The organism is Streptomyces sp. NRRL F-5122 (assembly GCF_001507435.1).
In the GTDB taxonomy this organism is placed as follows: domain Bacteria; phylum Actinomycetota; class Actinomycetes; order Streptomycetales; family Streptomycetaceae; genus Streptomyces; species Streptomyces lannensis.
On the sequence record NZ_LMWH01000272.1, the window covers coordinates 20659 to 31679 of the forward strand.

Here is an 11021-nt window from a genome sequence, read left to right on the forward strand (position 1 = left end):
GTGCTCCTACAGCTGGTAGGTGGAGTTGATGATGGCGCCCTTGCGCGCGTAGTGGATCAGTGCGTCCTGGACATCCAGGGGGTGGGTGGGGATGACTCCCTCGATGAGGTCCTCCTCACGTGCACCGTGCAGGGACAGGCCGAAGCGGCAGCAGTAGACCTTGCCGCCCTCGGCGATGAACGTCTTGAGCTGGTTGTTGATGTTGTGCTCGCCGGGGAACGCGGAGTTGCCGACGGTCGGGAAGCCGCGCGTGGCCAGGCAGTTGAGGGAGCCGGGACCGTAGAAGTAGATGGCGGTCTCGAAGCCCTTACGCAGAGCGCGGGTCGCCTGGAGGACGGCGACGAAGGACACGGAGGACTCGTGGGCGATGCCGTGGACGAGGGTGAAGTAGGTCTCGCCGTTCTCCGCCTCATAGTCGGGGAAGACCTTGGTGGAGCCGTAGATGCTGCTGCCCTCGGGGAGCGAGGGGTGAGGGATCTCGCTGAGGGACTTCTGCTCGACATCACTGAGTTGAGCGGTTTCGGACACGAAAATCTCCTTATGCAGGGCAGTGGCTGGGGAGTCGGATCAGTCGTAGAGCGCAGCGAAGGTGTCCCGGAAGACCAGGTGGCCGAGTTCACCGCCGCCGGTGGCTTCGGCGAGGCGGGCGTATTCGCCGGTGAAGTCTCCCCATGGCTGGTCGCTGGCGAAGAGCACCCGGTCGTGGCCGATGCCGCGGCGCTCGATCTCCTGGGCTAGCCAGCGGGACGTGAACCCGATGGCCCAGGAGAGGTCGGTGTAGACGCGCTTGCCTAGGCTTATCCAGTCGAAGAACCGGGAGCCGGCGAGCTTGATGTGTCCGCTCATCCCGCCGCCGAAGTGCACGAGATGAACCGGTACCTGGTCGGCGTACCAGTCGACGAGGTGGCCCACCTCGTCGATGTCGGAAGCGGCGCCGGGAGAGGTGTGAACGTGCACGACGAGGTTGTGGCGGGCGGCCGTGGCGAAGATGCGGTCCAGCTGTGGGCGGCAGGCGGGGTCTGTGGGGCGACCGCCCAGCAGGAAGCTCAGCTTGAGGGCCTTGACTCCGCTTTCCCCGGCCAGTGCGAGAGCCTGCGCAGTGCGCGGGGCGTCCTCCGGACGGGGAGACACCCACAGACCGGCACGGATCCGGTCGTCGCTCTGCGCGGCCTGGATCACCAACTCGTTGAAGGAGAAGGCGATCGCGGGATCAGGGACGCCGTAGTTGGGGATGACCAGGGCGCGTTCGGTGCCCTCCGCGTCCAGGTCGGCGATCAGTTGCTTGACCGTGGCTCGGGCGGTGGTGTCGGGGTTGACGGGCGGCCCACCGTAAAAGGGATACGCGGGTAGGGCGCCGATGTGGCGGTGTGCGTCATAGACCATGCTTGTGTCTCCTCAGCCGATCGGGAAAGCGGAGACGAGCCCGGTCGGCGCACCCGTGAGGGCGCCGCACACATCTGCCAGCCGGCGAGAGGCGTCGATGTGGTCGGCGAGGAACTCGGCGTCCCGGCCCACTGCCTCGAATCGCCCCGAGCCCCACGAGTACTGCCAGGGCAGGCCCAGGAAGTGCAGACCCGGCGTGCTGGTAGCTCCGCGCCAGTGCATCGGGTAGCCACGGCCGTCGAAGACGGGTGCCTCGATCCATCGGTGGTCGCGGCGAAAGCCGGTTGCCCAGACGACAGAGGTGATGCCTGCGCTCCCCAGGTCCAGTTCGCGCTGCTGCTCGGCCGGCTCCCACACAGGGACGTAGCGGGGCTCGACGGGGGCATCGATCCCGTGCGCGGCGATATGCATGTCGATGGCGTCCTTGATGCCCTCGGCGACGGCATCGGCATGCTCGAGGTTCGCCCCGAGGTCGTCAGCGAACTCCAGTCCCCCTGCGCCGCTGATCCCGGCCAGCCGCCCGTACAGGCGCATGCCCTCGCGGGCGAAGGCACGCAGGTCGATGTCACGGCCACCGTCACGTCCGGTGACGTAGTGGTTGACCCGCATGCGCACGGCCTCGGCGTCGTCGAAGTCGTCGATGGACTTGGCGTAGTGGCCCATGTCGTGAAGCCACGCCACGCAGTCACGGCCGCGGTAGAAGCGGGCCACGCGGGGGGCGCTTCCGACGGCCAGGTGCACTCGGCGCCCGGCGAGATGAAGGTCCTCGGCGATCTGACAGCCGGACTGACCGGTGCCGACCACGAGGACGGCGCCGTCGGGAAGTTGGTCCGCGCTGCGGTAACGGGAGGAGTGGACCTGGGTGATGCCGTCGGGCAGTCGCTGGGCCATCAGGGGAATGGACGGCGTGTGGTACGGCCCGGTGGCGACGACCACTTGCTCTGCGGTGAAGTCTCCGGCAGTGGTGGAAAGGTCGAACACGCCGCTTGGAGAGCGCCGCAGCCGGGTGACCGTCACATCCTCCACCAGCGGCGGCCGGAAGAGAGTGGCATAGTCCTCCAGGTACCGGACGATCTCGTCGCGGACCATGAACCCGTCCGGGTCGTCGCCCTGATAGGGGTACCCGGGCAGTCTGCACTGCCAGTTGGGTGTCACCAGGCAGAAGGAGTCCCAGCGCCGCTCGCGCCACTCGTGCCCGACCCGGTTCGCCTCGACGACTACGTGCTCGACACCGCGCTCACGCAGGCAGTAGCTCATCGAGAGCCCCGCCTGACCGCCGCCGACCACCGCCACGGGATAGTGGGCGCCGGTCAGCCGTATCGCCTGAGTCGGGCTCACCGCGTGCTCCCGTCAGCGCCGGTCAGGGCCTCAACCGTGACCTTGGCATCGCCTTCGGCCGCGTAGGCGGCAGCGGTCTGCTCGATCTGTTCGATCTGCTCAGATGCACCGGTGCAGTAGAAGCCGAACTTCTCCCTCACCCGTTCACCGGCGATACCGAGTGCCGTACGGCTGCGCTCGACGAAATCCGCGAGAGGGTACTGACCGCCGGGAACGAAATAGTCCTCGACTACAGTAGAGGGGGAATAACAGCGCTGCGTCGCACCGTCGGGCCAGCGCACATGAAAATACATCTCGGGCATGACATCCTCCATGCCGGGCGGTGAGGTCTCGACACTTCGCCGCTGTCCGTTGAGTCCAACTCCAACGCCCTGAGATTTCCGAGCGAAGTCGTCCGGATAAAAGAGGAGTTGCTGAATCCTCACGCCTGGACCGGCGCAGATTGACACGTTCTCGTTCTGGTTGGCCTCGAGCGGAAACAACCCCCTCCCCGCAAGGGGATGACTCAGTGAGGCGGATCAGCCTGGTCGGCGTGTCCGGTTCGGGAACTGAGCTGTCGGTCCGATACGGGGACGTCGCCGTGCGCCGTGGCGGAGGAATAACGGAACCTAGGTCAACCGCCGCTGTCGCCGGAGGAACGGCGCCTCCGTTGTCCGGGCCACAGGCCGTTGACGGACCGGACGGTGCGCGATCCTTTATGTACGGCGCACCGGCGTCCAGCGGGAAGGCAGACAGGACCCGGGCTTCAGTCCGGGCGGGACCCACCGCCGCAGGTTCCGGGGCAGGAACAAGCCGGCACCCCGCCTCCGCAGCGTGCACGACGACACGGCCCTCCCCAGGAGGTGCTGGGGCGCCCAACGATGAGCCCGAGCCGCACGCCGGCTGGGCAATTTCGTTTGGATCGGGCGGTCGTTGGTCCGGGCGCGCCGTTGGCTGACGCGCAGCGGGCGCGGATCGAGCCGTTACTCCCCGACCGGATACCGAAGCGGGGTGGTCGCCGGGGTTCTGAGGAAGGGGTTGCGGTTGGCTGGCGCCCAGCGGCGCTATTCCGGTACCGCCGGACGGAGAATTGCCAGGACGGTGTCTTCCCCTGGGTATGCCACCGACTGTGGCCGCACTCTGATTGACCGCACGCTGTATCTGCCGGCGGCGCGGACCGATGACCGCGAGGGGTGCCGTCGGGCCGGCATCACCGACGGCGTGGGCCTCAAAACCAAAGTGGCGACCGCCAGGGCTATGGTCCGCCGGGCGATCGATAACAAGGCCCCGTATCCGGTTTGGGGTGACCGCGCAGGTAGAGCACGGTGGCCAGGACTCTGTCGGCGGTGGTCAGTTTGTCCTTGGCGCCTGCGCCGCGAGCACGGATGCGTTTGCCTCCTCGCTGGTGCAGTCGTTCTGCGGGAGTCCTCCCGGCCGCAGCGGCCACGCGACCCGACGCGGGTCAGCTTCACCCTCAGGGCAGCAGGACGACCTTGCCGAGGTTGGCACGGGCTTCGATGATCTCGTGCGCTCGTGCCGCTTCAGCCAGCGGAATTTGGGCGTGAACGACCGGTTGCAACTGCCCGGAAAGGGTTAGCTTCCACAGCTCCTTGCCGTGCTGGTCATAGAGCTCGCGCTGAGTGTTGGCAAACCTCGCCATGGTGAGACCGGTGATGGTTTTCGATCCTGCCAGGAGGTCGAAGGCGGGAACGGTGCCGCCTCCCGAGTTGAAGAAGACAAGTCGCCCGCCGGGTGCAAGGGCGGAGACGGCGCGTGGGAGTAGATCTCCGCCTACTCCATCCAGGACGACATCGACTGGCTCCCCCCAGTGCTCGCTGTCGTAGGTCACGATCTCGTCGGCGCCCAGACCGCGGAGGAATTCCGCCTTGGTGTGCGAGCTCACGGCCGCGACGACCCGTTCAATGCCCTGAAGCTTGGCCAGTTGAACCGCGAGATGCCCCACTCCACTCGCGGCGCCCGTGATGAGGACCGACTCGCTCACGAGGGGGCGGGCCGTGGCAAGGGCGGCGAGGGCGACGTGTCCGCTGCGCACGAGCGCGACGGCTTGGATGGCGCTCGCTCCGTCCGGTATGCGGCTCGCCATGAAGCCAGGGGCGATTGCCAGTTCACAATACGAGCCGCCACTGAAAGTGAGCGACGTAATGCGGTCGCCGACCTCGAAATCCGTCACGTCCGAGCCGAGTGCGATCACCGTTCCGGCGACCTCCCCTCCAAGGACTCCCGGTAGCGGCGTCCTGCCGTCTTCTCCGCGCACCTTGCGTACAGAGGGAAGGGTCACGCCGATGGCTTCCGTGCGGACCAGCAGTTCCCCCGAACCGGGCTTGGGGGCCTCGGCGTCTTCGACGCGGAGCACTTCCGGACCGCCGTACTCATAGAAACGAACCCGCTGCATGCACGCCTCCAGGTCATTGGGAGCCCCAACGATAGCGAGAGATCGTAGGGAGCCCCAATGATTTCCTGGTTAGTCTGGCCCCATGTCCGAGACCACCCGCGCTCCCGCCCGTATTCGCTCCCTCCCCAGCTGGCTCCTGGGCCGTGCCGCAGCCCGGGGACACCGGCTCGTCGCCGAAGCCCTCGCTCAGGTGGGCATGCGGATGATGCACCATGCCGTCCTGTCAGCCGTCGCCGAACTGGGACCCGTGTCGCAGGCCGACCTGGGCCGCAGTCTGAGCATCGATCCCAAGGACATGGTCGCGATCCTCAACGATCTCCAGAACGATGGCCTCGTGACCCGAGCGCCGGACGCCAAGGACCGTCGCAAGAACGCCATCGCCCTTTCGCCGAGCGGGAAACGTCGCCTGATTCAGACCGAGAGCCTGGGCCGTGAGGCGAACGATGAGCTGACCGCTGCTTTGACGCCTGCCGAGCGGACCCAGCTCATGGATCTCCTCGTGCGTATAGTCCAGCAGGAAGAGCCGTGCACTGAAACCGGCCCGGGTGGCTAATAGCAACTCGTCGCGCATGCCGGGAAGAGGAATAGGCGCAGGTCAAGGGGATGATGGAGATCAACTCGCAAGCGCCTTCTATGCGCTCGGTCGCTCGGAGCATGCCACAGTCGTGCCACAACGGGGAACAGCGGTACCGATCGGGCTTCGACCCAGGTCAGCGAGTTGCCAGGTCAGCCGCTATCCGCATACGGCGTCTTCCAAACTGGTGCTCTACAACACCGCCAGGCCCGCCACTCAAAGCCGTTCCACCCGTGCCGTAGTCTTCCCGCGGAGGGGTGCTATGTCAGCGTGGATCATGTTGGGTGCCGGCTGCTTTTTCGTAGTCATGGGCGTGTTCACCTTGAGCGGCCGAGGGACTGCCGCGGCGTATGCGCGGTCGCCTTGGGCTGGTTGGGGTTGGATCGCGATGGGTGGCGGCTTCGTCTTGGACGGAGGACCCAAACTCCTCGGCTTCTCTTCCGGAGCGGCGGCGGCTCTTTCCGCCGTGGCTATGGGGCTGATCGTGCTTGGTGCGGTGCTTCAGGTCTGGCGCGGAGCGTTCGCTGGGGCTCGTAGTGCCGGCAACGGCAACTGACGTGGCATATCCGAGGCGCCGGGCCGTCTGTGGGCCCTGCACGGGTGCCCGAAGTCGACCAACAATGACAGAAGGCCACGCAATCTGAGCTGGTCAGAGCCGTGGGCTTCTTCCGTTCCGCTCGTCAGCGGAAGGGCCGATCAATGCCAGGGAAATCGGGTTCGCGAAACGGACGCCTCCTGCGACGCTGTGCGCATGACCGAGACGACCCCCTACGACGTCGACCGCGCCCGATTTTCCCGCCAAGCGCTGGCACGCTTGGTGCTCTGCGACCATGCCGTGGACGTCGCTGACAGCGCGAGTGGCCTGGTCGCGACCCGCCACGACCCTGACACCGGCTCCGGGGGCCGGGTGAGTCAAGCGCTCCAGCTCGTTGAACTCGCTGAACGCGGTGCTGCTCTCGGCTGTGATCTATGAGCGCGCACGGGGCACCTCTTAGGCGGATATCGCCCGTTACTTGGGAATCGATCCTTCGGAAGCTGAGGCGCGTTTCGTCGCCGACCTAACCCTCTGGGATACGGGGTTCGAGGTCCCTTACCGACTCGATGACACAGGGCGCAAACGCGTACCCCAGCTGCCCACGGCGGCCTATGACCCGGCCTGGGCCTGCACTCAGCTGGACCGCTGGGCCTATCTCCAGCGGCTGGGTATCGACGACAAGCATGCTGTGAGCTCCGGCCTCGTCATGGCCCCGCCGGAGGAAGAAGGATGTCCGGGAGCGGAAGAGGGCTGAACGTGTCACCTCAGCCCTTGTCAAGACAGCGTGGGGCGGCTGACACCAGCGGCTGACACCAACAAGCATGAACAGCAGCGGACGGCGCCGGACCTCAGTGGACGACCGATCGAGGCGCAGGGGCCGTTGGCCGACGGTGACAGACCCTCGTGATCGACCTGATAAGGATGAGGCCGGTCCTCAAAGCCGACGTGGATCGTCACCAGTTGACGGACGACACTACGCCGACCACGCTAGGGTCCAGTCATGTCCAACGATGCTCCCGATCCCTACAAGGAAGTCATGACGCGAGAGTCCCTCGCTGCCATGATCTACAGCCTTTGCGACGACTTCCACCGACGAGGCGATGAGTGGGAGAACCGCACTGTAGAGGACTACCTGAGTGCGCTTGCCAGGTGCATCACGGACTTGCCTGGTTCGTACCGGCACCGCGGCGAAGAGATGCCGCCAGACGGCGACTGGACCTACTTCGCACGGGCACTCAGCGCGGCCGTCGTCTACGAGTAGCCGAGAGACCGTGCCCCTAACGTGCCCAATCGACCGGTAACTGAAGGGGAACCGCGGTGGTTGACGGACAGCACGCATGAGAACGGCCCCAGACCGATTTCTCTGGTTTGGGGCCGTTCATCTGCGGAGGCGGTGGGATTTGAACCCACGGTGACATCGCTGCCACGACGGTTTCAAGATCGCGGACCTGTTTGACTCAGCCCACGCCGTCCTCGTGGTCGCCGACAGGCAGCGGCGATCAGTCGAGCCACATGAGCATGGCGTCATCCGCCGCCGCGGCAGCCTCGAAGAACTGCGTCAGGCCGTCGTACCAGTGACGCCCCCACTCAAGCGCTCCAGGCTCATCCCATCCGAGGGGATACGCCCCAGCCAGGGGATACACATCAGCCTTGGTCAGGTCGGCCGGATTCACGCCGCTAACGAGCTGGTCATACGTGGTGGCACGCAGCGCCCGCGCTGCAAGACACACCCGCTCCGAGCGCAGGTACCTCGGCGGCCCGTAACCCCAGTCCTCACCCTCGGCAAACGGCTCCTCACCATGGATGACGTCCACCGAGAAGTCGGCACGCGTCAAGAGGAAGCCCAGCATGTCCCAGGTCTTGGACGTGCTGAAATGACGCGCTTCGGTCGGCGCCAGTTCTGACTCTTCCTCGGCGTCCTGGACCTCTTCGGCAAAATCCAGCGCCCAGGCAGGGTCCTGAATCGCCCGGTCGAGCTCAGCAGCCGTAACGCGTAGGTACTCACCGATCATGCTCATGGCCGGAGACTAGACGAGCCTCTGACAGCGGTGGGCGGGCAGACCGTCTCAGTTTCCGTCTCATTCAGCCCCGTCCAGCAATGTTCATCTGAGCCGCCGTGCCGGTTCCAACCTGGTCGCGAGCCGCCTACGGACCCAGGTGAACGCCCCTGCACACACCCCACCACCCAACCACCACAGTTGGAAAACGTGCACCCCGGTCCGGGGAGCCGCGCGGGTCGTGCCGGCCGAACCAGCCGACGTCAGACTGAGCCACGATTGAGGCATACGGTCCAAGCCCTCGCGACGGACGTGAGTGTCTAACTGCGTGACAACGCCGACGCACAGCGGCGAACAACCGCGGACGTCTGCGGACCATCGCAGCAGGTAAGAGAGGTAGCAGCACGAGGTCAAGCGCCCAGCAAGGTTCGTTCGGGACGAAGAAGTCGTGAGCTAAAGGCCGTCGCGCTCGATCAGTGAGCCGTCACGGCTCAGTGAGTAGAAGCGCGGCGGATTCATGGCTTGCACGGCTCTGCGCAGCTCCGCTTCCTGCTCTGCGGGATCAGGCCCTTGTGAGTCGCGCACGTGGAATCCGTGCAGCATGATGGCGTCTGCATCGACGTCGTCGGGTTCGGGACGGCCTTCCTGGATGAACCCGCAGAGGGCCCGCAGTGCGTCTTCGCCCAGGTCCAGGGGGTGAAAGGGCAGGGCGTAAGGCTCGTCCTCCTCTCCGGGCCAGGAGACGATGTCAGCCGGGCGGTCTCCGGCCCAGTAGGGCAGTTCGAAGGGCAGCGGTTCACCGATGTTCTCGATGACGCCGCTGTCCGGCGACAAGCTCAAGGAACGGACGAGACGTCCGTCCTCCCACACAGCGAACGCGAGCCAGTCGACGACGCTGTGCATGGCGTGCAGGACAAGCCGTCGGCCAGCGCTTGCCGCCACGAGGTGTTCGGGGAGCTGGGAAGGGGCGTCGATCATCACCCTCTGATCACCGACGACCTCCACGCCCGGCCAGCTGGCCGCGTACGCCGTCCCTTTCGGGGGGTACACGCCGTCCCAGAGAGTCGAGCAATCGCACTCCCCGATCTCCCGGCCCGGGTAGAGCCGACGCATCATGGCGGCCGTCCGATCAAGGTCCGCCGCCCCTACTCGTCGCAACAATCCCGGCACATCGTCGTCGGCGTACACCAGCAGTCCCGTCTTGGCTCCCAAAGCCCCTCCCCAGAGTGTTGCCCTTGATGGCCGACGCACCATAACCGCACACACTGACACGCGCCCAAATCCGCGAGCGGGCAAGAGCACTGCCCGTCAGCGCGTAGACCGTTGGACGGGCCGAAGAGCTGTTGTCTGGGCCGTCCAAGGTTGCTCGACAGCGGCTAACAACGACCAATGACGCCCACTCAGGCGTAGGGGGCACCGCGCGGACCAGCGAGAACGCAGGTCGCCGAGTTCTCGGGCAAGACCCAGGGTAAGAAGACATCGAGGCCTCTGGTCTGACTGCAGTCTTTGACGGCAACACCAGTGCACCCTGCCGTACCAGGAAAGTCGATGCCGGGCACTGAGCAGGACGCTAGCGAGCCGCATGCCCGGCCCTTGAACCGCAGGAATGAGCTCCTAATGCGGTGGTCACGCACGAGCGCCCTCCCGGGCCGTCCTCGGGCCGTGGAAGGGCGCTCAACGATGACCAATGCCGACAACTGCCGACAGCTCAGCAGCAGTTCAGAGCATTGATCGATAAGGTGGCCGCAGGTCACGGCCGCCGATGATCAGTTGTGGCTGAACTGACTCCCAGTAGCCAGACTCCGGTTCAGCTCTCCTCGCCCTCGACCATGCCGAAGGCGACGGGAAACGACTCCAGAAACTCGCGTCGTGCAGGATCTTGCTCCGCTTCGGCCGAGTCCGCGAGCACCTGCAAGAGTCGTTCGCGTTGGTCTGAGGGGAGTCGCTGCAGCACCCAGCCCACGCTCTCCATCATCTTCACCGCGGAGTCCGGATCCACTTCCTCGTCCCCGCAGCTGTCCAGCCACCAAACGATGTCAACGAGCAGGCCGGTGAGTGCCGGCACGAGCGGATCCATGTCAGTCATCCGAGCAACGTAGCCGATCCCTACGACACGGCTTCCTTGCGGGCTCCCGGCCAGCCATCAGCGCCCCCGGCGGTCCCTGAGCCGTGCGAGGACGGCGATGCCGACCAACCAACGACAGGAGCCCACGGCATCCGAGCTGGTCAGAGTCGTGCGCTTCCTGTGTTCCGCTGGACAGCGGATGGAGCGATCAGCAGACCGGCATGTCAGGCCCACGGCGTGCCAGACGGCGGTGACGGCAACGACGGCGGACGGCAGCAGCGCTCGGCGGTCCGGCACCGGAGCGGCACGGGACGATCCGACCGCCCCACCACGGCGTGCCCGCATCTTCTAAGCGCTTGTCCCGTCCCCACGCCAGTGGCTAGTTCGTGGCACCGCCGCCCGCTGCACGGACATGCACTCACCAACACCTGTCTGGTCCAGGCTATGAATGGAGCCCGGATGCTGATGGCATCCGGGCTCCATGTCGTCAGCTCAGACAGGAAGCAGCAACCCGGCTGCGGACCCTTCTGCGACCGCCGCGGCCACCATCAAGACGACCTCAAATGACTTTCGCATTCTGCTCATGGTGCTCTCCCTTCGTGAAGCGCGGACAGTTCCGTTACCTGACGTGATGGTGCCTAGTAGTGCTTGGTCAGGTCCGTATCGGTGTGGGTATGTCGCGGTGGCAGGTGGGGCAGGCGCCGGTCCAGAGGGCGAGGTGTGTTTGTAGCTCGCGG

The 11021-nt window shown here is 65.9% G+C and carries 11 protein-coding genes, 1 tRNA gene and 1 pseudogene; 4 read left to right on the forward strand and 9 right to left on the reverse strand.

The window, feature by feature from the left end:
• Window positions 1-6: 6 nt before the first annotated feature.
• From ADL25_RS37570 to ADL25_RS37585, 4 genes are read right to left on the reverse strand one after another with little or no spacing between them, the layout of a single operon-like run.
• Complete coding sequence (locus ADL25_RS37570) at window positions 7-528, reverse strand: MSMEG_0572/Sll0783 family nitrogen starvation response protein (protein WP_059132407.1); 522 nt, start codon at window positions 526-528, stop codon at window positions 7-9.
• A 39-nt stretch (window positions 529-567) separates the two neighbouring features.
• On the reverse strand, window positions 568-1383 hold the full coding sequence (locus ADL25_RS37575) for an amidohydrolase family protein (RefSeq protein ID WP_059132408.1): 816 nt from the start codon (window positions 1381-1383) through the stop codon (window positions 568-570).
• Window positions 1384-1395: 12 nt separating this feature from the next.
• On the reverse strand, window positions 1396-2721 hold the full coding sequence (locus ADL25_RS37580) for an MSMEG_0569 family flavin-dependent oxidoreductase (protein WP_059132409.1): 1326 nt from the start codon (window positions 2719-2721) through the stop codon (window positions 1396-1398).
• Window positions 2718-3023, reverse strand: a complete 306-nt coding sequence (locus ADL25_RS37585) for an MSMEG_0570 family nitrogen starvation response protein (protein WP_059132420.1) — start codon at window positions 3021-3023, stop codon at window positions 2718-2720. The genes ADL25_RS37580 and ADL25_RS37585 overlap by 4 nt, the downstream gene beginning before the upstream one ends.
• Before the next feature lie 697 nt (window positions 3024-3720).
• Between ADL25_RS37585 and ADL25_RS48580 the strand changes: the two are divergent.
• Window positions 3721-3993, forward strand: a pseudogene (locus ADL25_RS48580) (transposase); the annotation flags it as partial.
• 181 nt (window positions 3994-4174) lie between these two features.
• Here the strand turns inward: ADL25_RS48580 and ADL25_RS37590 are convergent.
• Window positions 4175-5113 carry a quinone oxidoreductase family protein gene (locus tag ADL25_RS37590; protein ID WP_059132410.1) on the reverse strand — a complete coding sequence of 313 codons (939 nt, stop codon included), beginning with the start codon at window positions 5111-5113 and terminating at the stop codon, window positions 4175-4177.
• Window positions 5114-5195: 82 nt separating this feature from the next.
• On the opposite strand from ADL25_RS37590, the gene ADL25_RS37595 reads away from it, so the two are divergent.
• The 3 genes from ADL25_RS37595 to ADL25_RS37605 all read left to right on the forward strand — a co-directional run bounded on the left by ADL25_RS37595 (window position 5196) and on the right by ADL25_RS37605 (window position 7483).
• Window positions 5196-5666 (forward strand): MarR family winged helix-turn-helix transcriptional regulator, encoded by a 471-nt coding sequence (locus ADL25_RS37595; protein WP_059132411.1) that lies wholly within the window; start codon window positions 5196-5198, stop codon window positions 5664-5666.
• A gap of 772 nt (window positions 5667-6438) precedes the next feature.
• Window positions 6439-6660, forward strand: coding sequence for a hypothetical protein (locus ADL25_RS51100; RefSeq protein ID WP_059132412.1), 222 nt, complete (start codon window positions 6439-6441; stop codon window positions 6658-6660).
• Window positions 6661-7222: 562 nt separating this feature from the next.
• The gene (locus ADL25_RS37605; RefSeq protein WP_063805816.1) at window positions 7223-7483 is read left to right on the forward strand and encodes a DUF7660 family protein; all 261 of its coding nucleotides are present in this window, start codon (window positions 7223-7225) and stop codon (window positions 7481-7483) included.
• 124 nt (window positions 7484-7607) lie between these two features.
• Here ADL25_RS37605 and ADL25_RS49400 read toward each other — a convergent pair.
• From ADL25_RS49400 to ADL25_RS37620, 4 genes are all read right to left on the reverse strand, one after another.
• Window positions 7608-7695, reverse strand: a tRNA-OTHER gene (locus ADL25_RS49400).
• A gap of 26 nt (window positions 7696-7721) precedes the next feature.
• A complete protein-coding gene (locus tag ADL25_RS37610; protein ID WP_059132414.1) occupies window positions 7722-8240 on the reverse strand; it encodes a YfbM family protein in 519 nt (172 codons plus the stop codon).
• A 432-nt stretch (window positions 8241-8672) separates the two neighbouring features.
• Complete coding sequence (locus ADL25_RS37615; protein ID WP_059132415.1) at window positions 8673-9431, reverse strand: DUF6928 family protein; 759 nt, start codon at window positions 9429-9431, stop codon at window positions 8673-8675.
• 595 nt (window positions 9432-10026) lie between these two features.
• Window positions 10027-10296, reverse strand: coding sequence for a hypothetical protein (locus ADL25_RS37620; RefSeq protein ID WP_234381199.1), 270 nt, complete (start codon window positions 10294-10296; stop codon window positions 10027-10029).
• Between the last annotated feature and the right edge of the window lie 725 nt (window positions 10297-11021).

Bases quoted from the DNA above. Each gene is read 5' to 3' on its own strand.
- ADL25_RS37595 (WP_059132411.1), top strand. From the start codon at position 5,196: ATGTCCGAGACCACCCGCGCTCCCGCCCGTATTCGCTCCCTCCCCAGC.
- ADL25_RS37605 (WP_063805816.1), top strand. From the start codon at position 7,223: ATGTCCAACGATGCTCCCGATCCCTACAAGGAAGTCATGACGCGAGAG.
- ADL25_RS37620 (WP_234381199.1), bottom strand. From the start codon at position 10,296: ATGGATCCGCTCGTGCCGGCACTCACCGGCCTGCTCGTTGACATCGTT.
- ADL25_RS37610 (WP_059132414.1), bottom strand. From the start codon at position 8,240: ATGAGCATGATCGGTGAGTACCTACGCGTTACGGCTGCTGAGCTCGAC.
- ADL25_RS37575 (WP_059132408.1), bottom strand. From the start codon at position 1,383: ATGGTCTATGACGCACACCGCCACATCGGCGCCCTACCCGCGTATCCC.
- ADL25_RS37585 (WP_059132420.1), bottom strand. From the start codon at position 3,023: ATGCCCGAGATGTATTTTCATGTGCGCTGGCCCGACGGTGCGACGCAG.
- ADL25_RS37590 (WP_059132410.1), bottom strand. From the start codon at position 5,113: ATGCAGCGGGTTCGTTTCTATGAGTACGGCGGTCCGGAAGTGCTCCGC.
- ADL25_RS51100 (WP_059132412.1), top strand. From the start codon at position 6,439: ATGACCGAGACGACCCCCTACGACGTCGACCGCGCCCGATTTTCCCGC.